The 23,474-nt window shown below is 59.8% G+C and carries 22 protein-coding genes; 14 read left to right on the plus strand and 8 right to left on the minus strand.

What is annotated here, in order from left to right; genetic code table 11:
- Positions 1-121 precede the first annotated feature (121 nt).
- The 3 genes from Q0974_RS04310 to Q0974_RS16270 all read right to left on the minus strand — a co-directional run bounded on the left by Q0974_RS04310 (position 122) and on the right by Q0974_RS16270 (position 4,688).
- Positions 122-2,794, minus strand: a complete 2,673-nt coding sequence (locus Q0974_RS04310; protein ID WP_299323073.1) for a LuxR C-terminal-related transcriptional regulator — start codon at positions 2,792-2,794, stop codon at positions 122-124.
- A 67-nt stretch (positions 2,795-2,861) separates the two neighbouring features.
- Positions 2,862-4,199: a pilus assembly protein gene (locus Q0974_RS04315; RefSeq protein WP_299323076.1), complete on the minus strand. Its 1,338-nt coding sequence runs from the start codon at positions 4,197-4,199 to the stop codon at positions 2,862-2,864.
- 42 nt (positions 4,200-4,241) lie between these two features.
- Complete coding sequence (locus Q0974_RS16270; RefSeq protein ID WP_366943574.1) at positions 4,242-4,688, minus strand: TadE/TadG family type IV pilus assembly protein; 447 nt, start codon at positions 4,686-4,688, stop codon at positions 4,242-4,244.
- 606 nt (positions 4,689-5,294) lie between these two features.
- Here Q0974_RS16270 and Q0974_RS04320 point away from each other — a divergent pair.
- The 3 genes from Q0974_RS04320 (at position 5,295) to Q0974_RS04330 (ending at position 8,891) form a co-directional block, all read left to right on the plus strand.
- A complete protein-coding gene (locus Q0974_RS04320) occupies positions 5,295-6,026 on the plus strand; it encodes a PEP-CTERM sorting domain-containing protein (protein WP_299323077.1) in 732 nt (243 codons plus the stop codon).
- 44 nt (positions 6,027-6,070) lie between these two features.
- Entirely contained in the window at positions 6,071-6,772 is a 702-nt protein-coding gene (locus tag Q0974_RS04325) for a PEP-CTERM sorting domain-containing protein (RefSeq protein WP_299323080.1), read from the plus strand.
- A 478-nt stretch (positions 6,773-7,250) separates the two neighbouring features.
- Positions 7,251-8,891: a tetratricopeptide repeat protein gene (locus tag Q0974_RS04330; RefSeq protein WP_299323082.1), complete on the plus strand. Its 1,641-nt coding sequence runs from the start codon at positions 7,251-7,253 to the stop codon at positions 8,889-8,891.
- A gap of 78 nt (positions 8,892-8,969) precedes the next feature.
- Here Q0974_RS04330 and Q0974_RS04335 read toward each other — a convergent pair whose 3' ends face one another.
- The 5 genes from Q0974_RS04335 to Q0974_RS04355 all read right to left on the minus strand — a co-directional run bounded on the left by Q0974_RS04335 (position 8,970) and on the right by Q0974_RS04355 (position 13,571).
- Positions 8,970-10,142 carry a cation:proton antiporter gene (locus Q0974_RS04335; protein WP_299323085.1) on the minus strand — a complete coding sequence of 391 codons (1,173 nt, stop codon included), beginning with the start codon at positions 10,140-10,142 and terminating at the stop codon, positions 8,970-8,972.
- Between the two features lie 24 nt (positions 10,143-10,166).
- A complete protein-coding gene (locus Q0974_RS04340; protein ID WP_299323087.1) occupies positions 10,167-11,459 on the minus strand; it encodes a carbohydrate porin in 1,293 nt (430 codons plus the stop codon).
- A gap of 31 nt (positions 11,460-11,490) precedes the next feature.
- Positions 11,491-11,973, minus strand: coding sequence for a hypothetical protein (locus Q0974_RS04345; RefSeq protein ID WP_299323089.1), 483 nt, complete (start codon positions 11,971-11,973; stop codon positions 11,491-11,493).
- The gene (locus tag Q0974_RS04350; RefSeq protein WP_299323092.1) at positions 11,970-12,347 is read right to left on the minus strand and encodes a hypothetical protein; all 378 of its coding nucleotides are present in this window, start codon (positions 12,345-12,347) and stop codon (positions 11,970-11,972) included. Before Q0974_RS04350 ends, Q0974_RS04345 begins: the two co-directional genes overlap by 4 nt.
- A 99-nt stretch (positions 12,348-12,446) precedes the next feature.
- A complete protein-coding gene (locus Q0974_RS04355) occupies positions 12,447-13,571 on the minus strand; it encodes a choloylglycine hydrolase family protein (RefSeq protein WP_299323094.1) in 1,125 nt (374 codons plus the stop codon).
- A 284-nt stretch (positions 13,572-13,855) separates the two neighbouring features.
- Between Q0974_RS04355 and Q0974_RS04360 the strand changes: the two genes are divergently transcribed.
- The 11 genes from Q0974_RS04360 (at position 13,856) to Q0974_RS04410 (ending at position 23,411) form a co-directional block, all read left to right on the plus strand.
- On the plus strand, positions 13,856-14,557 hold the full coding sequence (locus Q0974_RS04360; RefSeq protein WP_299323096.1) for a Crp/Fnr family transcriptional regulator: 702 nt from the start codon (positions 13,856-13,858) through the stop codon (positions 14,555-14,557).
- Between the two features lie 56 nt (positions 14,558-14,613).
- Entirely contained in the window at positions 14,614-15,315 is a 702-nt protein-coding gene (locus tag Q0974_RS04365) for a Crp/Fnr family transcriptional regulator (protein ID WP_299323098.1), read from the plus strand.
- A gap of 183 nt (positions 15,316-15,498) precedes the next feature.
- Positions 15,499-17,163: a cytochrome-c oxidase, cbb3-type subunit I gene (gene ccoN, locus Q0974_RS04370; RefSeq protein ID WP_299323100.1), complete on the plus strand. Its 1,665-nt coding sequence runs from the start codon at positions 15,499-15,501 to the stop codon at positions 17,161-17,163.
- Between the two features lie 11 nt (positions 17,164-17,174).
- Complete coding sequence (gene ccoO / locus Q0974_RS04375) at positions 17,175-17,909, plus strand: cytochrome-c oxidase, cbb3-type subunit II (RefSeq protein WP_299323103.1); 735 nt, start codon at positions 17,175-17,177, stop codon at positions 17,907-17,909.
- Positions 17,906-18,067 (plus strand): cbb3-type cytochrome c oxidase subunit 3, encoded by a 162-nt coding sequence (locus tag Q0974_RS04380; RefSeq protein WP_299323105.1) that lies wholly within the window; start codon positions 17,906-17,908, stop codon positions 18,065-18,067. The genes ccoO and Q0974_RS04380 overlap by 4 nt, the downstream gene beginning before the upstream one ends.
- Positions 18,060-18,992, plus strand: coding sequence for a cytochrome-c oxidase, cbb3-type subunit III (gene ccoP / locus Q0974_RS04385; protein ID WP_299323720.1), 933 nt, complete (start codon positions 18,060-18,062; stop codon positions 18,990-18,992). The genes Q0974_RS04380 and ccoP overlap by 8 nt, the downstream gene beginning before the upstream one ends.
- On the plus strand, positions 18,979-20,439 hold the full coding sequence (gene ccoG, locus Q0974_RS04390) for a cytochrome c oxidase accessory protein CcoG (RefSeq protein ID WP_299323107.1): 1,461 nt from the start codon (positions 18,979-18,981) through the stop codon (positions 20,437-20,439). The genes ccoP and ccoG overlap by 14 nt, the downstream gene beginning before the upstream one ends.
- Entirely contained in the window at positions 20,436-20,891 is a 456-nt protein-coding gene (locus Q0974_RS04395; protein ID WP_299323109.1) for a FixH family protein, read from the plus strand. Before ccoG ends, Q0974_RS04395 begins: the two co-directional genes overlap by 4 nt.
- The gene (locus Q0974_RS04400) at positions 20,888-23,011 is read left to right on the plus strand and encodes a heavy metal translocating P-type ATPase (protein ID WP_299323111.1); all 2,124 of its coding nucleotides are present in this window, start codon (positions 20,888-20,890) and stop codon (positions 23,009-23,011) included. Before Q0974_RS04395 ends, Q0974_RS04400 begins: the two co-directional genes overlap by 4 nt.
- A complete protein-coding gene (gene ccoS, locus Q0974_RS04405) occupies positions 23,008-23,157 on the plus strand; it encodes a cbb3-type cytochrome oxidase assembly protein CcoS (protein ID WP_299323113.1) in 150 nt (49 codons plus the stop codon). Before Q0974_RS04400 ends, ccoS begins: the two co-directional genes overlap by 4 nt.
- Positions 23,154-23,411 carry a hypothetical protein gene (locus Q0974_RS04410; protein WP_299323115.1) on the plus strand — a complete coding sequence of 86 codons (258 nt, stop codon included), beginning with the start codon at positions 23,154-23,156 and terminating at the stop codon, positions 23,409-23,411. Before ccoS ends, Q0974_RS04410 begins: the two co-directional genes overlap by 4 nt.
- Positions 23,412-23,474 lie beyond the last annotated feature (63 nt).

The raw sequence follows: 23,474 nt of genomic DNA on the forward strand, positions 1-23,474 counted from the left end.
ACCGCAGCCGACTGTGACATCGCTTCCCCCGGAGTCATATCGAGTGAATAGAACCGGTTCGGACGTAACAGTTTTTCGTTATATCATAAAGCTATGGGCCATTAGCGAGCGTTGATGATATCTAAGGCACAAGGCCCATTTTCCGGGCCTTCTCAACCGCCTTGACGCGTTTAGAAACGTCCAGCTTCCTATAAAGCGCCTTTACATGGAACTTTATCGTATTTTCCGTAAGCCCCAGAGTTCGCGCTATTTCCTTGTTCGTATTGCCTGTGGAGAGTTCCGCCAGCACATCCTTTTCGCGACTTGTCAGAAGGTCGTTGTCATCCGGCGCCGAAATCTTCTTTAACAAGGCCTGCGCCGCCGGACTGAGCTTTCGCCCGAGCAGTTTTTGATCGATTCCGCCCAAAATTCTCCGCGTTACCCCATTTCCTGGGAAAGCTTGCGTCATGCCGATGGGCGCCGCACTTTCCAGTGCAGCAATAAACGCGCTCTTGGATAAATCGTCCTGACCCGCGGCGTCTAACAAAGCCGCTTTCAAGAGAAGGCCGCGCACCAGATACGGTTTCACGCCATATGTGTCGGCAACCTCGAGAGCGTTGTCTACGAGCTTGATGGCCGGCTCGACAAATCCCGATGCTGCTAGGAAACGAGCGCAGGAATAGCCTGCCATGATGTCCAGGAACCAGTGCACATGCTCGTTCGTGTGCCAGCCCTTCACTCTGAAATACAGGAGTTCAGCCTCGGCGAGCCGGTCTTCATTGGCGTAAAGGTCGAGCAAGAGAAGCTCGCCTAACCTGGTCAGCCGGCGAAGGCCATAACGCTCGTTCGCCCGATTGAGCGTGCTGATGAGGCTGCGGGCTTCGTGATAATCTCTGATGGAAAGGGCGCGGTGGACCAGCGCATCGAAGCCGACAGCATAATCATCGAACCCGCCATCGGCATCGAGGATCGAAAACAGCTCTTTCTTCAATACAGTCGGAGTCTCTTCTGGCGCGATGCCCTGCCAATAGTCGATGGTGTGACGTCCGACGCCACTGAGAAACTTCATTGTGTTTTGTTCGCCGCAGATCTCGTTTGTAAGATCTGCGGCGTCTTGAAAATGTTTTCGCGCGAGATCGAATTTCCCACGATAGGCCGCCCCGGTTGCTATGGCCATGTGCGCTGAACTCATGACGATCCTCTGGCCCGCGCGCGTGAGGCTTTTGATGGCGGTTTCCGCATATTCCCGCGAAAGCGAGAAATCGCCAAGAATCAGCTTCTCATTGGCCAAAGCGACCTCGATAAAGGCCTGTGTGAAATGCGCATCGGCATCGACTTGCGCGAGCCGGCGCTCCAGGAACTGATTGCCTTTTTCGAGCGATACTTCCGATCGGCCGAAAATGCTCGAACAGAGGGCGAGCCGCTTTTTTTCGATCTTTGGGTCGGTGCCTTCCCGGGCCACAAGCGCCTCAACGTTGCGACAATATTGAACTGCCTTTTGCAGTTCGCCCGACCTTAAATAGATATAGGCCTTGTCCATCATCAGAAGCGGATCTTTCAAGATTTCCTCTTCCGGGATATCGGCGAACAGTCCTCTGAAATAGCCGGCACTGTACGAGACCGAGATGGCCCATCCGCCATTTTCGTTGATCACTTTTCGACTGATATTGTAGGCTTCGATCGCATTGGCATAGCTAACCGCTTCGGAAAGATGGCCATGATCGCTGCACCATTGCGCTGCCTTTCTGTGAATGGATTCGAACGTCTCCTTGTCCTCGGCCTTCAGCATGTCGCGCACGCATTCCGAAAACAGGTGATGGTAGCGATACCATTGCTGATCTTTATCCACCGGGACGATAAGGGCGTCGAGAAAACTCAGACGCTTCATCATGCTGTGGGATCGATTATGGCCGCAGATTTCATTGGCCAGCGCCATGTTGAAGCGATCCAGGATGGCGGTTTTCAGTACGAACTCGCGCAGATCGTCTGAAAGGCCATGTATCACTTCATTGGCGAGATACTCGGCCATATGGCCGTGATCACCGCGAATGGAAGAAATGGCCGATTGCAGGTCCCCCCGTTGTTGACCAAGCAGCTTGGTCATCTGAACCGCAACCGGCCACCCCTCGACTTTGCTCTGCAGTTCCGAAACGGCCTGCTGCTCCACCGCCCCCCCGAGCGCGGCGCAGACCTCCTCGTTTGTGAAGCAAAGTTCGTGTGCCTGAATTTCCGTTGCGTTCCCCGATGCGATCTGTGCCGAAATGTCCGATCCAACCCAGCCTCGGCTGACCAAAACAAGGTTCAGCTTGTCCGCGCATTGCATTTGCATGGCGCGCACAAAGGCATCGATTTCGTCGGCTTCTGCCCGATGAAAATCATCGAGTATCAACACAAATCGCACCGGGACACTCTCGATCAATGACAGAAGTTCGGCACCGATAACCGTGGTCGACATGTTGGCGAAACCCTGCTCGGCCCCCTCCTTGAACGCGCCGACGTCGAGCCCGGCTTCATGAAGCGCAAGCACACAATAGGCGAAAAACTGGCGGATCTCGCGATCGCTATCCTCCACGTTGATCCATGCGCACGCTATGCCATCCTCGATCAACTGCGAGCGCCATTGCGACAGCAAGATCGATTTCCCGTAGCCAGCCGGTGCTACAAGGTAGGTAGTCGGCTTTTCGAGACCCGCATTGAGCCTGTCCAGCAAGCGTGTGCGTTCAACAAGCGCGATCGATGGTTCGGGCGCTCTGGTCTTCGATCTCGAGAACCAGAGCGGCGGCGCGTCATCCAAAAGGGCGGCGGGTTTAGCCACGAATCCATCCCTTCGATCCCTCGCGAAATCCGCTCGGTGCGCTGCCAGGAAGCTCCTCGGCGCGCATCTAGGCCTCCGGGAAGATGAGATAGGGGCGAAGGAATGGTTCCAGCACCGCCGGTGTTACGCGCGGTTCCGCGCTCAAGGGCGCCTGCAGGTTGAAGTTTCTGTACCAGTTCAGGAATGAGCTGTTGCTGATATTCAACCGGGCGGAAACCAGGCACAGCGTGTGGCAGTTTCCGTTGACGAACGAATCATTTATGAAGAGCGGGTTGTCCGGCATGTAGACGACGCCCGCAAACTGCGCTCGCGCATTGGTTATCCGGTGCGGGATCTCATCCGTGGAGTCCCGGCTGCTGAATACAACGAAACCGCGGAATTCGTCGGTGCGCCGCCCCCCGAAATCGATATCTCCATTCTGTATATCCAAAGCGGCGTCCCGGCCATCGAAATGGAGGAGCACGTCGCTGCCCCGCACACTTGTCGACGCCAGCACGCTGAACGGACCGTCCAGGAAGTTATAGATGCCGGGATTGAACGTTACCGATGCGGCGCGCGTGATCGTCAGGCCGCCGCAATAGGCACCCGGATTGAGCACAACGTGGCTGGGTGTATCGATCTCCATATCGGTATGGCTGCATGAAGGCCGATGGGGTTCTGCCTGGTCCACCAGCAAATCCGGCAACCTGAACATGTTTTGCCGCACCTTGCTTCGCAAAGCTCCGGTGGCACCTCCCTTGATGTAAATCCCTACCGAACCCATACCGGTGCTGTCTCCGGAAAAGAACGCGTCGACTGCATCGGAATTGACCCAGATATCGCCGCCATCCGTATCGGACGAAGCATCCCGGTAATATGCGTTGGACGCATGCGGATCGAGCAGGTGGAACGTCGGTATGATCGGCGCTGCGGCATATACTTCCGCAGTCAGGTCAGGACTGTAACCGAACATGCGTCCGAAAAATGTAGAAACCGCGTTGTCCCGATCCGCGCTCATTTCCCCGCGCACGCGCACGGCGTTCAGAATGAGGCCAGGTTCGAATGGCGTAAAGACTTCGTTCTCGATGTCCCATTGACCGCGCTCGAAATCGCTTGAATCGATTGCTACATAACCATGATTATCGGGCAGATTCTGCTGCGATATCAATATACTGGATGCGATATCGTTAGCATGATTGCGAAACTGGCCGTACCCGATCGACCAAACCTCGGATGCCGTGTAATTCTCGGCATGGGCAAGCGCCGATGCCTCGACTGCTCCGCGAAGCTGGGATTGCGAATAATATGTATGGCCGACATCGACGGCCAGTCCGGCAAAACCCGCCATGACGGGCGCTGCAATGGCCGTGGTTACGAGCACATTTCCTCGACGGTCATTAATGAAACTGCGGATTTTCTTGAACATCTTTCTGCTCCCATAGATCGAAAATCGGTTCGACACCTCTACTCAGGAATATGGACTCGTGTTGTAAGTCGGTGTTTCGTGGCTAAGAATTACATAAGGCGTGTAATAATTCAGAGACGCATAGGGGAAATCTATAAGTTCGAAAGCGTCAGTAGTAATAAGGACGTTCATCTGTGCACTTTGACTGGATGGATTTGTCATCCAGGCAACTCCCAGAGAAGGGTTATACTCTCTGGCCTTTTGATTAACGAATGATATGGCCTGTGCTCTGTTTAACTCACCATGCGAGAATGCGCGCGCAGCCTCTATGGATGCGTTCTGTATACTGTTATATGCATAGAAAGCGTAACCGAAATTCACTATGCCTATCAGAATATACATTAGAGGTAGCAAAATGATCGCAAATTCTACTAAAGTAGAACCGCTTTTATCGCTCTTGATATCGCCGATTGGGCGCCTTTTTAAAAAGCTGAGCATTTCGTCCCTCATCAATTATCGTGGTGCCAATGCATTCCAGTTCGGATCAGCATTCGCTTTGTTGCGTCGCAAGATGGGTCCAATTCCCTACCTTTAACTTAAGAAAATGGCGGAAAACTGCGGTTTTTTGGGTAGGTAGGCAAAAATTCTAACCTACCCGAATGGGTAGTGATTCGCGCTGGCGGTTCCGGTTGCGAGGGATTCCAGACCGCTCGAAACGGCGAGCCATTGGCGGTGACGGTGCCAAATAGAAGTCCGCGTTTACTTCAAGGCCCTGCGCGAGCTTGGCTGCGCCGCTCATTGGCGAGAGCGAGTCACTTAGGCTCAACTTTTCCTCGTGAATCGGACCCGGATGTGAAGCGCAGATCGCCGGACCAGCTTGTGCTCGGATTGTGGCGGAGAAAAGTTGGCCGAGCCTTGGAGCAACCGGTCGCGTGACTGCCGAAAACCCGCGCTCAGCGGCAGTGCCCTACCCGAATTGGTAGGTAAGGTTTCGTTCACCCTACCCGAAAAACCAAGGAAAAACAGTATGATAGGATGCTAATTAACCAAAATTCTAAAGAAATTGTTAATTTTTTCGGGCGACTAACAAAGCGTTAATGCAGGAGGCATCCAGATATGAAGCATTTAGCGCTAGCGACTATCACACTGGCTTCGGCAGTGGTCGTCGCCCAGACGGCCGAGGCCGCAATCATAGAATATGATATGTATGACGTTCGCGGTCCTCGGGCGGGCGATCCCAGCGGTCCGGGCGGTTATGGCTTTTACACGGGCACCACGTTTGCCGATAACAGTTGGGTCTTTAACGGCAGTCCCCCCGGCTCACCACCGAACACTCCCACTTTCATCTATGACACATTGGCTGGAACGGGAAGCTTCTCCGCCGAGGTAATTAACAATTTCGGCGAGACGGGCGTTCTGAATATCGAGTTTTCCGGCCTCATTAACACGCTGGACGGCACCGCATTCACCTATGCGCAGGGTCCTGGCGGAGGGCCTTATAATCCGGCAACCCAGGTCTATTTCACACAAGCGAGCGGCACGTTCGATAGCGCATCATTCGCCGAACCCTTCATCATAGACGTGGCGGACCCCTTCACCGCAAACTCTGTGGGCCAGTTTGGTGAGGGCGCTGCCTATTATGGCGGCGACGGCCTCTCCGCATGGTTGCGCTTCATCAATCCCGTTACCGGTCATATCGATAATAACTGGGATATCGGCATTCAGCTTGCCCCGCGCGATCCGACCCATGTTCCCGAACCTGCCCCGCTGGCGCTGTTGGCGTTCGGTCTCGCCGGCCTCGCTTTTACCCGAAGCCGCAGACGCAAGCGCCGACTCGCTACCGCGTAACCGGCGTAGCCAGGCTTTGGCGATTGAATTCAGGAGATTATGAAATGATGTACCAACCGCTTAGATCGAAAGCTCTCATGGCCGCCGCGCTGGCGTCGGCAGCCTTTTTTGTCCAGCCGGCGCAGGCCGAGATTATTACCTATGACATTTACAATTCCGCCGGCCCGGACGGTACCGGTCTGGTCGCCGGAGGCGGTGTCTTGCCCCGTCCGTATTGGAGTTTTCAACCTGGATCGACCTTCAGTGTCGACTACGGTACCGGCCGCGGCTCGCTTTCGGCTACGCTGATCAACAGTTTGGGTGTATTGACGCCGCTGGAACTCGAGCTTTCCGGGCTCCTGGATACGCTGGACGGCACCAATTTCTACTATGTGCAAGGTTCAGGCGGGCCGTATAATCCCGCAACCCAGGACTATTTCACCAATGCCAGCGGAACATTCGATTACCAGCCTTTCGGCGAACCTATCCGGCTCAATCCGGATGATCCGATAACCGGCAATTCCGTGTTTCAGTTCGGCGAGGGAGCCAATTACACCGACCCGGAGAAGTTCGGTTTTGCGGCATGGCTGCAATTCATTCACCCCGAGACCGGAAACCCGGTAAATTGGGATATCTATGGCGATCTTCATCATCGACCGACCGATGTTCCTGAGCCCGCACCGATGGCGCTTTTCGGACTCAGTATTGCAGGCCTTGCCTTCGCCCGAAGCCGGAGACGCAAAAAGTCTCAGACAAGATTCGACTAGGGAGGATCGCCTATCAACGGCGAAGTACACGATACGAGCAACTCAAATGAATCCAGACTTAAACCCGCCGCAGAGCTGTCGAAAAACCCGGATGACAGCGTCCGTCCGGTCTTCACCCATGTCTATGATGGTGACGCCACAAAGGACTTACATGGCGGAATGCGAGTCTCGGATCAGGGTGTTCGACCGTTCACAACTTTCACATATGATGGCGATGCGGATATCTCAGTTCTCCAGGCTAGGATCATCGCCAAGCACTGCAAACCGCACCCGACAGGCAGATAAAGCGGCTTCGTTTGCGCGCGCAGCCCATGCGCGAAGGCAAGAGGAAAAGATTACGGCCGGCTAACGGCTGGTTTTACCCCCAGCAGGGAGGGGCGCTGGTTTGGCGTCTCCTCCCTGCACCCCGGGGACCTCTCTTCCGCACATTCGCGCGCAGGCGATGGGTGATCATCGATACGAAAACAAGGCGATTGTTATGGCTCGTTTCATCTTCTGCTCGCTCATAATTCTGCTCGCCATCGGTTTGACGGCCTGCGGCATCGACGGGCGAACCGCGGCGGAACGTGCTTACGCATCGTTCGAAGATCGACACTATCTCGACACACGCGTACATCTGGCCAACGCGATCGATGAAGACCCCGATAATCCTGCGCTTTACCGCTTGCTCGGGGAAACAGCGCTGGCACTGGGCGATGGGCAAGTGGCCGAAACGGCCTTCAGGCAAGCCATTGAACGAGACGGCACACTCGCATCGGACGTCAATCGTTATCTGGCTCACGCCCATCTGTTGCAGGGCGAAGTCGAAGAGGCGCTGGCGTTGATCGGCGAGCCACAGGACGGTGAATCCTATGCGTTGCGGCTATTAGCGCAAGCTTTGTTGCAGAGCGGTGCAATTACCGAGGCCTGGGCCGTCATAGAGGACGCGATCGAGGCGGCGCCGGAGGATGCCAACATCCTAGCTCTCGCCGGCCAGTATCAGTTATCGGTGGGGAATATCGCGGAAGCAGAGAGATTTGCCGACCGCGCACTCGCCGCGCCGCAGCCCAGCGTTGAAGCCCATCTCCTTATGGGCCGGATTCACTCGATCCAGGGGAATCTCGAACAGGCGCTTGCGCAATATGATAGCGGAATCGAGCATTTTCGCGATCATGTTCGACTGTATGTCGCCAAGGCCGCGATCCATGCGGATCGTCAGGAAACCGAGGAAATGGAAGATGCGGTGGCCAATGTTCAGAGGATTATACCAGGGCATCCGGGCGCCATATACATTATGGCGCGGTATGCGCTGAACCAAGGTGACGTCGATCGTGCTCATGAGCTCAGCCAGGGTTTGGAAGAGGCATCGCGCAACAATCCGCCACTGCTACTCTTGCTCGGCGAGATACAGATTCGGCGAGGGAATGTGCAACAAGGCATCGCACCTCTCACCGAATTTTTGCGTTTTTCGCCCTATCATCCCAATGCGAGCCTGTTGCTGGCGAACGCACTCGAGGAAAGCGGAGATTCACGGCGCGCATTTGCGGTTATCGCACGCGCGGCATCGCGCGCATCAAGCCCCAATCATGTGGTTTCATATGCCGCGCACCTTGCCGAGCGGATCGACGATCCGTCGGCGCCGATCCTCGCTCGCCGGGCGTCGATGCCCCCGCTTGCCGAGATTCAGGAGGAGTTGGCGCGCAGCCAGCAGGCCATGACAACAAATGACTGGCGGTCCGCAGCCACAGTCTATGACAGAGTTATAGAGGGCGACTTTTCGGATCACCCAATGCTGCTCAACAATGCGGCCATGGCGCATCTGCGAACTGGCAATGGCGAGAGAGCTTTGGAAATGGCCGAACGCGCTTACGAACTTGCCCCGAACGACCCATCGGTGCTCGATACACTGGGCTGGATCCGTCTCAACGTTGCAGAGGATCGCTCGGGGAGTCTGGCAATTTTGAGGCGGGCTTTCCGGCTGGATCCCGGCAACATGCAGATACGCCTGCATCTGGCGCAGGCTTTGGCAATAAACGGTGTCCATGATGAGGCACGAGCGCATGTCGAGCGCTTGATGACGGTGGTCGATGCCGAAAATCGCGAGGAGCTGGAAACCGCTTTTGCGGCGATATTGGCATAGTTCTCCGTCAATCTACTCGGCCATTGCTAAGCGACTGGCGAACCCATTGAGGATGTGGGCGGACGCCCTCTCCGCCAATCACCCCGCTGATCGTGCACGCAGCAGGCGGACGCCGAGTGCGGGGTAGACGAGCACCGTGAGCACGCCGGCGGCGACCATTGAGGCGGCGAGCCAGGTCGGCATGGCGCCGGCTTCGACGGCGATTGCGGTAATCGCGACGACGAGCGGCAGTTGCGTGCCATTGTGGAGCGCGAGCGCCTGGCGCTCGGATGCGGACAGGTCCTTGTCGTAGAGCAATACCGGCGCGCCGCGCACCACAAGCATGACCGCGGCGAAAATGGGGATCGCGATCAGGGCCATCGGGCTTTCGATCAGCGCGGCGATGTCCAGCGTCAGGCCCGAAAAGACGAAGAAGCAGGGGATCAGGAAACCATAGCCGATACCGTCGAGCTTGCTGTTCAATTGTTCGCGCAGATCGGCGGGCATGGCGGCGCGCGCGACCGCCCCGGCGACGAATGCGCCGAGCACCAGATCGAGGCCGAAATGCTCACCGAGAAACACGAAGGCAACGGTCAGGAACAGCGCGAAGCGCAAGGGAAACTGGCCCGAATGGTGCATCGTCTTGCGCAGGATCGGCGCGAGGCCCTTTTCGCCGTAGCGATCGGCAAGGACGATGGCCGCGACGGCGGCGAGGGTGAAGCCGACCAATATCAGCGCCTGCGCGCCGAAACCGGCATAGCCGGCAAGCAGCAGCGACAGCATGACGAGCGGCAGGCCTTCCCCGATCGATCCGTTGGCGAGTGCATGGGGGCCATAGGGCGGCGAGAGCAGCTCATTATCGCGCAGCATCGGCATCAGTGCGCCGATCGCGGTCGTGCTGATCGCGAGCGCCACATAGCCGGGTGCGGGCAGGGCGCCGAGCGCGTATGCGCCATAGGCGAATGCGAGGGCGATACCCAATGAGAGCACCCAGGTGCGCATCGCCAGCCGCAGCGGCCGGCCGCCTATCTCGGACGGCTCGACCTCGAAACCCGCCATGAAGAAGAGTACTGCGAGGCCGAGTTCTGACAGGCTTTCGAGCAGAGGTCCGGGCTGCACAATCCCCAGAAATTGGGGGCCGAGCACTACGCCGAACAGGATTTCGAGCACGACCGCCGGCACCAGCACGAAGCGTATGACGACCGGCAGAAAAGAGGCGAGCGCGATGGCGCCGAAAAAGGCGATGGCCGAGAGCGCTTCCGAATTTTCCATCACGCCCCTGTCTGTTGGATTGCCCTAGAATCGCAATTGCGTACGCATGCCGAGGAATATCGCCGTATCGCTGGCCGAAGGGAAGGGGTCGATAATCTGCATATTGGCCGAAATGCGCAGCCATTGTGTCGCGGCCAGATTGTAAAAGGCTTCGACGCCGCTTTCATTGCCGAGATCGAGGCCAAGCTGTTCGACGGACTCGCGGATATCGTCGCTCAGCTCGTAATGGAAATAGGCGATGCCCCAGCGGTCGTTCGAGCGCCCACCGATCGGGCTGTCCCCGCCGATCCCGAGATAATAGTGGAAACTGAACGGGTTGGGATTGCCATCCGACACGCCGATCTCGCCGAACAGGCCCCAGCCCTTGCGCGGATTGCCCGGGTTGCGAGCCAGATATTGCTGGAAGGTGTAGGAACCATAGGCATAGCTCGATTGCTCGCGGACGATGCCGCCGAATTCAGGCGGCAACACGATCTGTGGGATATCACGCAGATCGATGCCGCTTTGCGTGCTGTATACGCCCCGGAAACTGTGAAAGCCGGGCAGCCCGCCGATGGTGAGGGGTATGGTCGCGGACAGGCTGAACGTCACACCCTCGCCGAACAGCGAGTTGATCACGGAATCGTCCTGCGCGTTGCGCGGATCGTAGATCAGCAGGCCGAAATTGACCGGATCGGTATCGAGCGAAAGCGAGATGCCAATGATATAGGGTGGGGTCACGCCGCTGATCGGCGCGGCCAGCGCCATATTCTGGAACGTATCGAGCCCACCGCCGCCGATCAGCGGCGCACGCGACGCCGCGTCGAGCATGTTGAACTTGCCCGCGCTGACAGTGAATTGCTCACTGAAACGCTGCGACACGACGATCGAGGTTTCGGCATCGCCATCGCCCAGCCGCGGCAGGGCGAGCGCGGTATTGACCGGCAGATAGGTGCCGTCGCCCTGATTATTGGCGTCGTCGCCATAAATGAATTCCTGATGCACGCTGATGACGAGCCCGGGCCAGATATCCAGCTGGTCGCCGATCAGCGTCACCCGCGCATCGATCTTGCCGCCATATTGCAGGGCACTATCGCCGTCGCCGCCGACTGCGGACTGGCCGAACTGGGTCAGCCACAGATCGAGGTTGATGCCGTTTGCACGCAGATCGTAGCGGAAGCTGTCGGGGCCGTCGAGCAGCACCGGCTGCGTCCAAATCGTCTCTTCGGACGGCGCTTCCTCGGCTTCTTGTGCCGATGCCGGCATGGCGATAGAGGTCGCGAGAAGGGTTGCGGCGGCAGCGAATGCTGCCCCGCCCCGGCGGCTCATGATGGTCATAGGTCGTGCCTCTTGTGCTGTCCGTTCGCGGTCAGTCGCGGACGATCTCCCGTGCGATGACGCCGGCGGTAATCCCCGCCCTGCGCGCGGCCCGGCGGGCATCGGCGCGCTCTTCGTAATAGATGCGCTCGCAATCGCGGTCGTAATAGCCGTCGCGCAAACACTCTTCGTAATGCTCGCGCGCGGCATCCTGAGCAGCCGCACCGGCGATCCCGCCGACGACGGACCGGGTGATCACGCCGGCGCGCCGCGCGTCGCGGCGGTTGTCCCACCGGTCATGCCAATGGCCGTGATCGTGATGATGGCCGCCATGGCCCGGCCGATAATCGGGCCGGTGGTTCGGGCGGTGATTCCCGTGGCCGGGCCGGATCTGATACTGGCCGCCGCTATGCGAGCCGCTGCCGCCCTGTCCGGCGCCCGGATTATAGGGCGGACGGGTCTGGCTTTCGGCGGCGATCGGTGCAGCCAGCAATGCGGCACCGGCCGCTGCGAGAAAAGCGAACCGGGCGCTCATTGCACGTCCGCCAGATCGATGATCCGCACCGCCGCCGGGTTTGGCGCGGCCGCGCAGCGTTCGGCGAGCATTTCGGCCGAAGAGCGCAGCCAGTCCTGACTCAGGGCCGGCATGGCGTCGCGGCGATAGGCATAAAGATAGCCGTGCATCCAGGTCAGGCCGAGCACGATCTCGTCGCGCGCCGTCTGGGCCAGTTCCACACGATCTTCGGTCGCACCCTCTTCGGCGACGGCGAGCTGCGCGGCGACGTTGAAATCGGCGCAGGTCACGCCGACCAGATTGTCGTCCGCGGCGGCCGCATCCTGCGCCAGCAACGGCATCGGCGCGGCGGCGAGCATGCCCGCCGCCATAATCGTCTTCATTGCATTCTTCACTGTCGTTCCCCTTGATTTCGATAACTCGGAGCCAGCCGGGAGAACGGCGAGCACTGTTGTCAGCACTCGCCGATGCATCCGTGTCCGCGTTTCGCTTCGCTAATCGACCAATGACAAAGTTTCGACGCCAGGATCCCGCCCCGGATCCACCGGTCGCGAGATCACGTCCGTGCCAATATTTGCAAAATCGATCTCATTGAGATCAACCATGCGTAGCTGACGATTGTGCATCGTGTGATAGTAGAAGCGCAGGTTTCGCGTATCGGCGGCTGTCGTAAACTGCGTCGCACTCAAAACGAGATTGGCTTCCTGGGCATGTTCGCTATTGGCGACTGCCTCTACCGGGACATTGAAATTGTCGAGGATACGAAAACTCTCGCGCACCGTGTCGAAGCCACCTTCTGTGGGCCTCGCGTTCTGCGTGAAAGCTACGGCCCTGACAAACCGCGAAGGCGGCGTGAAGTCACCCGGCAGACCGAGCATGCCGCTGCCAGCGCCCAGCGGCGCAAAATCGATCTCGCCAGCCGTGCGATGTGGTAGGGCAGTTCCCGACAAATTCAGATAATTGCGCAGGTTCGTCATGTGCCAGTCATATGTCGGTGAATTGGTAATCACACCGAGGGGAGCGTCATGAATACGCATCTCCTGTTCGACAATTTCGATCACGATGGAATTGCCTTGCCGGTCGGTGACCACCGTATGTAGCGGCGCCGGGAAACCCAGCGACGGGTCGGAAAGTGCGGCAACTCTGATGCCGTCCAATCCTTCGCGGACCTCATCGAGGGTCGCATACTGCGCGAGAACAAATGCGACGACATCGGTTGGTGCTATCGTATTTTCCGCATCGGCCGGATCGAAGGGCGGAAATTCGGAGAATCCGGGCAGATAGAAGGCGCCCGCCGACAGCCCGGCTTCGTTGATACCGTCAACCGCTACGGGGCGGCCCATGCCGGTCGTAGCCACCATTCCGTATCGTGCTTCCCAGCTTCGGCCCCGATGCCCGTCCGGCATATTGTCAGCAGTAAACTGATAACCGCGTGGGAACACGGAGATTTCCGCTTCAAGGTCGAACGATGCCCATTCCATGGTCCGGGCCCGGACGACTGTGCCATCGGCACCGCGCAAGGTTATGCCGGTGCACGCTTCGGCCAGATCGGCTGGTGTCATCAATACGGCCGCAGTTGCAAATGTCGCAGCCTTGGCGAGGTAGGTGAAGGTCTTCATGGTTTTCGTCTCCCTGGTAATATCACTCAGACTTTTGATACGTTTGTGCCGGTATGCGGCGGAAAGAGAGCTCTCCCTCCGCCAGTGTCGGCCGGCGTTCGAAACTGTCGATGCGTTTCGGACGCGGCTTCAAACCTGTCATCCGGCGGTGCCTGGTTAATGACATGCAGCCCCGAAACGATTCGCAGGACAGCTAGAGAGGTCGGCATGGGGCGATTGTCGAATTTTCGTATTTTGTGTATAAATATTCGCGGTTTGGCGATTTTCCGAGCACGAGATGGCCGATGGACAAGGATACGGCTAAGCAGATCATGAAGTCCGGCGGATGGCTGGCGGGTGTGCCCGAACCTTATGCCGACCGCTTCATGGCCGACGCGCTGCTCGTCGAGTTCGAGCCCGGCCAGTTCCTCTTTCGCAGGGACGATCCGCCCGGCGGTTTGTACGGGATCGTAGAGGGTGCGGTTCTGGTCGGTATCGCGACGCCGACAAACAGCAATCAGCTAGTCGGCTATGGCAAGACCTGCGGCTGGCTGGGCCAGAAGGGGTCATTGGTTGGCGTGCCGCGTACGATGACCTTTGAGGCCGCCGGCCATCTTACAACGCTCCATCTGCCGCTATCGGCCACGGCAAAATTCCTGGCCGGCGGCACGGAAGAAACCAAGATCCTCGCCTCGTTGAGCGAATGGCATTACGACATGGCTGTCGGCGTGATCGCCGATCTGCTGATCCCGTCGCTCGAGCAGCGGATCGCATCCATCCTGTTGCGGCTCGCCAACTATCCGTTCGGCATAGCCGGTCCCGACGGCTGGACGATCGAGCTCAGTCAGACGCAGATCGCCGATCTCTCCAACGTATCACGCGACAATGTAAATCGCTGCCTGACCAAATTCCGCGGTCGTGGCTGGCTGGAGAGCGGTTATAAGTGGATCCGGCTCACCCAGCCCGAGGCAATGCGCGCGTTCGTTTCGCGGGATGATGACGACTGAGATGTGGATCGGGCTTCGATCTACCATTGCTGCAACAGGCCAGAGGTCGTGGACTGATGGATAAGGACGTCGCCAAGCAGATCGTGAAGACCGGCGGGTGGCTGGCCTTGGTTCCCGCGAAGGCCGCCGATCAACTGCTGGCCAATGCGCTACTTATTCACCTTGAGCCGGGAAGCTATCTGTTCCGCCAGGGCGATCCACCGGGCGGCCTGTATGCGGTCGTGAAAGGCACGCTGCTGATGGAGGTTGCCTCGCGGACCGACAGCTATCGGCTGTTGGGAATCCAGACGCCGGGCGGGTGGTTCGGGCAGAAACCGTCGCTGACCGGTTCGCCCCGTACGATAAGCTATCGTTCCGTTGGCGAAGTCGTTTTGCTCAACATCCCCTTGCCGGCGCTCAGGGTCTTCATGGACAGCGTGCCGGATGGCGGGGCGATGATCGCATCGATCAGCGAATGGTATCTCGATATCGCCATCGATACGCTGAGCGATATGACTATTCCATCGGCCGAAAGGCGGATCGCTGCGATGCTCCTGCGCCTGGCCAAATATCCATATGGCATATCTGGCGAAGATGGCGGGCTCGTTGAACTGAGCCAGTCGCAGATCGCCGAGGTCGCCAATGCCTCTCGCGACAATGTGAACCGGGCGATCGCGAAGTTTCGGCGCAACGGCTGGCTGGAAAGCGGGTATAAGTGGTTGCGTCTTACACGGCCCGAGGCGATCGAACGCTTCGTCGCGGAGGACGAGTTTTCGTAACGCTGACTGGCGTTGCGTTAGAGCGCGACAGCGGTCCCATTATCTTCGAAGCTGACAGATTCGTTCTGAAATTCGAGAGATTTGCACAAAGAATTAGCGTGTCCCGTCCGTTCTTGATCCCGATCAAAGAGTCCGTCCCTGCACCCCCTAAGAGCAAGGCACGCTTTGAAAAGGGAAGGGCGCATGGAAAGTCTGACACTCAAGGTCGGCAGCCTGTTGGTTGCCGCATTTCTGGCATTCGTCGCCGCCGCGTTCGCTGTGGATACGGGTTTTGCGATCCACATGTGGATCGTCGTCGCTGCGGCGCTGATCGCGACATTCGTGATCGCGAACAAGACGGACTTTGCCGCGCTCGCTCGCTTTGGCGCGGTTCGGCCCGACCAGAGCCGTTATGACGACGATCCGGTTCGCTGGGGCGTCATCGCGACGATCTTCTGGGGCATGGCGGGCTTTCTGGCGGGGCTCTATATCGCGCTGCAGCTGACCTTCCCGGCGCTCAATCTCAATTTCGAATATACGACGTTCGGGCGGTTGCGTCCGCTCCATACGTCGGCCGTCATCTTCGCTTTCGGAGGCAATGCGCTGATCGCGACGAGTTTCTACATCGTCCAGCGCACCTGCCGGGCGAGGCTTGCCTTCCCTGGCCTCGCCCGCTTCGTTTTCTGGGGCTACCAGCTATTCATCGTGCTGGCGGCTACCGGCTATCTGCTCGGCATTACGCAAAGCAAAGAATATGCCGAGCCCGAATGGTATGTGGACCTCTGGCTTACCATCGTCTGGGTCGCCTATGCGGCGGTCTTCATCGGTACGATCGCGAAGCGCAAGGAGCCGCATATCTATGTGGCGAACTGGTTCTTCCTCGCCTTCATCATCACGATCGCGATGCTGCATATCGTCAACAATCTGGCGGTCCCGGTCAGCATCTTCGGCTCGAAAAGCTATCCAGCCTTTGCCGGGGTGCAGGATGCGCTGACCCAATGGTGGTACGGGCATAACGCGGTCGGCTTCTTCCTGACCGCCGGCTTCCTCGCCATGATGTATTATTTCGTGCCGAAACAGGCCGAGCGCCCGGTCTATAGCTACCGGCTGTCGATCATCCACTTCTGGTCGCTGATCTTCTTGTATATCTGGGCGGGTCCGCACCATCTCCACTATACCGCGCTACCCGACTGGGCGCAGACGCTGGGCATGGTCTTCTCGGTCATGCTGTGGATGCCGAGCTGGGGCGGCATGATCAACGGCCTGATGACGCTGAACGGCGCATGGGACAAGATCCGCACCGACCCGATTATCCGGATGATGGTGATGGCGCTCGCCTTTTACGGGATGAGCACCTTCGAAGGCCCGATGATGTCGATCCGCGCGGTCAACTCGCTCTCCCACTATACCGACTGGACGATTGGGCATGTGCACTCCGGCGCGCTGGGCTGGAACGGCATGATCACCTTCGCGGCGATCTACTTCCTGGTCCCGCGGCTCTGGGCGCGCGAGCGGCTCTACTCGCTGCGCATGGTCAACTGGCACTTCTGGCTCTCGACGGTCGGCATCGTGCTCTACGCCGCTTCGATGTGGGTCGCGGGTATCATGCAGGGCCTGATGTGGCGCGAATATGGAGCCGATGGCTATCTGGTCTACGCTTTCTCGGAAGTCACCAGCGCCATGCATCCGATGTATCTGATCCGCGCTGCGGGCGGGGCGCTCTACCTCGCTGGCGCCGCCATCATGGTCTACAATGTGTGGCAGACCATTGCCGGCAAAACCCGCGACGAAAAAGCGATGACGGATACCCCGCATGATCCCGAAAAGGATCGTCCGATCGTAGCTTCGACCACCGTTCCCGCCGAATAAAGGACGCGACAATGGCATCCCGAATTTTCGACCATAAGAAAATCGAGCGCAACGTAACGCTGCTGTCGGTGTTCTCGCTCATCGCCGTCGCGATCGGCGGCATCGTCGAGATCGCGCCGCTCTTCTATATCGACTCTACCGTCGAGGAAGTGGAGGGCGTGCGGCCCTATACGCCGCTCGAGCTGGCCGGCCGCAACGTCTATATCCGCGAGGGTTGCTATGTCTGCCACTCGCAGATGGTCCGGCCGTTTCGCGACGAGGTGGAGCGCTACGGCCATTACAGCCTAGCGGCCGAGAGCATGTACGATCACCCGTTCCAATGGGGCTCCAAGAGAACAGGCCCCGATCTGGCGCGGGTCGGCGGCCGCTATTCGGACGAATGGCATGTCCAGCATCTGATCGATCCGCGCTCGGTCGTGCCGGAATCGATCATGCCGCCCTATGCCTTCCTCGCCGATCGCGAACTCGATGGCACGAATATCGGCGCGGACCTGCGGGCGCTGCGTGCACTCGGTGTCCCCTATGACGATGCGATGATCGAGAATGCCGAGGCCGATTTTGCCGTGCAGGTCGACGTTTTCGCCGACGCAAGCGGTATCCGCGAACGCTATGGCGATGTGCAGATTCGCGATTTCGACGGCGATCCGACTAGGGTGACCGAGATGGATGCGCTCGTCGCCTATCTGCAGATGCTCGGCACTCTGGTCGATTTCGAATCCGCCGAGGCGCTGGAGGAACCGCGATGACCTACGAGGCCTTCCGCCAGTTCGCCGACAGCTGGGGCCTGCTGTTCATGGTCATATTGTGGGCGAGCTTCGTGCTCTGGGTGTTCCGGCCCGGCTCCAAGCAACACCATGACGATGCCGCCAACATGATTTTCGATGAAAGTGAGAATGATGGCTGAAGATAAACGCGTCGACGAACCGACCGGCACCGAGTTTGTCGGCCATGAATGGGACGGTATCGAGGAACTCGATACGCCGTTGCCGCGCTGGTGGTCGATCATCTTCTGGGCGACGGTCGTCTGGGGTCTCGCTTACACCGTCTTCTATCCGGCCTGGCCGCTGATCAACAGCGCGACCGAGGGGGTGTTCGGCTGGTCAAGCCGTGCCGCGCTGGCCGAAGACTTGGCCGAGGTCGAAGCCGAGCGCGCGCCGTTGCGCGAGGCAATTGCCAATATCGATATCAACGAACTGCCGCAGAACGAGCAGCTGATGCAGACTGCCATCAATGGCGGGCGCTCGGCCTATGTCGTGCATTGCGTGCAATGCCATGGGTCCGGTGCGGCCGGCAGCGAAGGCTATCCCAACCTCAATGACGATGACTGGCTGTGGGACGGCACGATGGAGGGCATCGAATATACGCTGATCCACGGCATCCGGAATCCCGATCATCTGGAAACGCGTATCTCGCAGATGCCGGCGTTCGGCGCGGACGGCATTCTCACCGACCGGCAGATCAGCGACGTTGTCTCCTATGTCCGCACGCTGAGTGGCGCGGAAGAGGCGAGCGCCGCATCGGCGCGGGGTTCTGAACTCTACACGGCCAATTGCGCGGTTTGCCACGGCCCGAATGGCGGCGGAGACCAGTCCCAAGGCGCGCCCAATCTGCGCGACGCGATCTGGCTCTATGGCGAGGACCGGGCATCGATCACCGATACGGTGGCGAACAGCCGCTATGGCGTGATGCCGCGCTGGGGCCATCGGCTCGATCCGGTGACGATCCGGATGCTGACGGCCTATGTCTGGAATCTGGGCGGCGGCGAAACGCCTGCTCCGGAGCCCGAGGGCGAAGAGCTCGCCGAGGCGGAGAGCGATGAACCGGGTTGAACCCATACCTCCGGACGGGCCCCCAAAGCTCTACGAGGCGCGCAAGGCGGTCCATAACAAACGGATCGACGGCCCGTTCCGCCGCTTCAAATGGCTGGTGATGGCGGTGACGCTGGGCATCTATTACGGCACTCCATGGATCCGTTGGGATCGCGGGCCCTACGCGCCCGACCAGGCGGTGCTGGTCGATCTTGCCAATCGCCGTTTCTACATGTTCGGCATCGAGATCTGGCCGCATGAATTCTACTATGTCGCCGGCCTGCTCATCATGGCCGGGATCGGGCTGTTTGTGATCACCAGCGCGGTCGGCCGGGCTTGGTGCGGCTATACCTGCCCGCAGACCGTCTGGACCGATCTGTTCCAGCATGTCGATCGCTTCGTCGATGGAGACCGCAATGCGCGAATGCGGCTCGACGCCGCGCCGTGGACATGGGGCAAACTTTCGCGCCGCGCGTTCAAATGGACGATCTACCTCGTCATCGGTTTCTGGACCGGCGGCGCGTGGATCATGTATTTTGCCGATGCGCCGACGCTCGTGCGCGATTTCTGGGCCGGCGAAGCGGCGCCTGCTGCTTATATCGCGGTTGCGATCCTCACCTTCACGACGGTGGCGCTCGGCGGGTTCATGCGTGAGCAGGTGTGTATCTATATGTGCCCCTGGCCGCGCATCCAGGCGGCGATGATGGACGAGAATTCGCTGACCGTCACTTACAAGGACTGGCGCGGCGAACCGCGCGGCAGCGTGAAGAAGGCCGAAAAGAATCCCGGCGCGTTCGGCGACTGCATCGATTGCATGCAATGCGTGCAGGTCTGCCCGACCGGCATCGACATCCGCGAAGGGCCGCAGATCGGCTGCATCACCTGCGCGCTCTGCATCGATGCGTGCGATCGTGTGATGGATCAGGTCGGCCGGCCGCGCGGGCTGATCGACTATGTGACGCTGGAAGGCGCGGAGAAGGAGCAGAGGGGCGAGGAAGTACCGGGCGCGGTGCGCTCGATCTTCCGGCCGCGCACGATGATCTATTTCGCGCTCTGGGCGGGGATCGGCCTTGCCATGCTGTTCGCTGTCGGCACGCGCGACCGGCTCACGATCAACGCAATACAGGAACGCAATCCGACATTCGTGCAGCTCTCCGACGGCGATATCCGCAACAGTTTCGATGTCCGCATCCGCAATATGGAAAACCGTCCGCGCGAGATGACGCTGACGCTCGACGGTCTGGACGGCGGTGTGATGTGGGCAGGCTCCGGCAATCGCGATCAGGCGCTGCGAAGCTTCGCCATCACGGTGCCGGCGGATCAGCTGCTCAGCACACGCATTTTTGTCGCGGCACCGCGAGATGGGGCGGCGGCGGAGGATTTCAGCTTCGTCGTCGCGACGGGCGAGGGCGAGGATGCGGAACAGGCAATCGAAGCGGCACGGTTTGCGCGCCCGGGAGGCGAATGATGACGAAACGGTTTAGCGGCTGGCACATGACGGCGATCCTGGTTTGCTTTTTCGGGATCATCGCGGCAGTCAATTTCACGATGGCGACGTTCGCCACGCGGGGCTTTGGCGGCACGGTCGTCGATAACAGCTATGTTGCGAGCCAGCGGTTCAACGACTGGCTCGAGGCGGCGCGCAGGCAGGACGATCTGCAATGGACCGAAACCGTGTCTCGAGCGGGGGAACAGGTGCGCCTGCAGGTCACGACGCCGGATGGGGCGCTCGCTGGCGGCACAATCACCGCCACCGCCGAACATCCGATCGCGCGGATGGAACCGGTCACGCTTGACTTCGTCGAGACCGAGCCCGGCGTTTATGTGAGCGATCAGTCGCTCGATTCCGGCCGCTGGGTCCTACGGATCGAAATCACGCAGGGCGATAGCCGCAAACGCGTGCTGTTCGATCTCTCATGAACGGACCGTTCCAACCAGGCACGGCCATTGTCGCCGCCGAAAGCCGCTTCGCGGTGCCCGGCATGCGATGCGCCGGCTGCATCTCGAAGATCGAGCATGGCCTGAACGCGCGCACGGGCGTCCATGCGGCGCGGGTGAATTTCACCAGCAAGCAGGTGTCGATCGCGCATGATCCGGAGATTTCGGATGCCGATCTCGGCGAAGCGATCCGCGCGCTGGGCTTCGAACCGACACTGATCGCCGATATCGACGCGGCGAAGGACGAGACGGATACGATGCGCGAACTTTTGCGCGCACTTGCCGTGTCGGGCTTTGCCGCGATGAACGTGATGCTGCTCTCGGTCAGCGTCTGGTCCGGTGCGGACGGCGCGACGCGCGAACTGTTCCATTGGATTTCGGCGCTGATCGCGCTGCCCGCCATCACCTATTCCGGCCGACCCTTCTATCGCTCGGCCTGGAGCGCTCTGCGCCACGGCCGCACCAATATGGACGTGCCGATCGCCATCGGCGTCACGATCACTGCGGCGATGAGCCTGCACGAGACGATCGTCGGTGGCGAGCATGCCTATTTCGAGAGCGCGCTGATGCTGCTCTTCTTCCTGCTGGCAGGCCGGGCGCTCGATGCGATGATGCGCCGCAAAGTCGGCGACGGTGTCACTGCGCTGGCACGCCAATCGGCGCCTGGCGCACTCGTGATCGACTCCGATGGGGCAAGCCAGTGGCGCAAATCGGCGGAGCTTGAGTCCGGCATGGTCATGCAGTTGGCGGCCGGCGAGCGGCTGGCGGCGGACGGTGTAGTCCGGAGCGGCACTAGCGCGATCGATGCCTCGCTACTGACCGGCGAAAGCGCGCCGCAGCCGGTTGCGGCCGGCGAAAAGGTGTTCGCGGGTACGCTCAATATCGATGCGCCGATTACGGTGGAGGTAACGGCGGCAGCGGATGAAACGGCGCTCGCCGATATCGGTCGGCTTATGGAAACGGCGGGACAGAGCAAGTCCCGCTATGTCCGCATCGCCGATCGCGGTGCGCGGCTCTATGCGCCGGTCGTCCATGCGCTGGCGGCGCTGACCTTTGTTGGCTGGATGATCGCGGGCGCGGGCTGGCATCAGGCGATGCTGATATCGGTCGCTGTGCTGATCATTACCTGCCCGTGCGCGCTCGGCCTCGCCGTGCCGGTCGCACAGGTTGTCGCGACGGACGCGCTGATGAAGCTTGGTATCCTCGTCAAACATGAATCCGCGTTGGAGCGATTGGCGGAAGCGGACCGCGTCGTATTCGACAAGACCGGTACGCTCACGCTCGACCGGCCTGCGCCGGACAATCTGGACGATTTGAACGCGGACCAGAAACGCGTCGCGCTCGCACTTGCGCGGACATCCCGTCACCCTCTGGCATCGTCGCTCCGCCGCGCGCTTGAGAATCAAGGCGTGCGCGCTGCCGACATAGACGCTGCCGAGGAACGGGCAGGGCAAGGTGTTTTCGGCCGGTATCGCGACCAGCCCGTTTCGCTGGCACGGCCCGATACGGCCCAATCGACACCGGCCGTCGCGCTCAGAGCAGGCGATGCGCCAGACATCGTTATCCGTTTCCGCGATTCCCTGCGGCCGGGCGCTGCCGAAATGGTTGACGCTATGGCGGAACTCGGCCTGCCCGGCTCCATCCTGTCCGGCGATACGGCCGAGGCTATTCGGCCGGTGGCGAAGGAATTGCGCCTGACCGCCCAGGCGTCCGCACGGCCGGATGACAAGTGCGCAGCACTCGAACGACTCGGCCGGGCTGGCGATCATGTGCTGATGGTCGGCGACGGATTGAACGATGGCCCGGCCCTCGCCGCCGCGCATGTCTCCATGGCGCCGGGGTCGGCCAGCGATGTGGGGCAGAATGCGGCCGATCTCGTATTTCTTGGCGATAGTCTTGCGCCGCTGCCCGTAGCGGTACGGGTCGCCCGCCGCACCATGGCCATCGTGCGGCAGAATTTCGCACTGGCGATCATTTACAATGTGCTGGCCGTACCGCTCGCCATCGCGGGCTTCGTGACGCCGCTTGTGGCGGCGGTCGCGATGTCGCTTTCCTCGCTGATCGTGATCGGCAATTCGCTGCGGCTGAGAAGCGCAAGGTGACGGGCCTAGCGATCCTTATCCCGGTCGCGATCGGACTCGGCCTAGCCGGTCTCGCCGCCTTTTTCTGGGCGTTGTCCGACGACCAGTTCGACGATCCCGACGGCGCGGCGGCCCGCATCCTGACCGACGAGGATGACGAGGCATGAGGCGGTTCGACACGATGATGATCGCCGGCGCGCTGATCGGCCTGTCGACCAACGGTGTGGCGCAGCCGAGCGATTCTGGCGGTGTGTTGTGGGCGGAAGTGTGCGGCCGTCCGGATATGCGCATCGCTATCGAACTGGGCAACGATCGCGACCAGGAAGAGCGGCGCGATTGCGCCGAAGCCTGCCATGCCGCGCTATGCCGCAAGACGATTGATACTATCAAGAAAGGGGACGGGCAGGGCGCCCTCGTCTGATTGATCACATAGGCAGATTCCGAAAAGGGCTGACCTGAGCGATTTCTTCGGTTAATCGGGTCG

Origin of the sequence: Parasphingopyxis sp., assembly GCF_028279465.1 — a bacterium.
In the GTDB taxonomy this organism is placed as follows: Bacteria; Pseudomonadota; Alphaproteobacteria; order Sphingomonadales; family Sphingomonadaceae; genus Parasphingopyxis.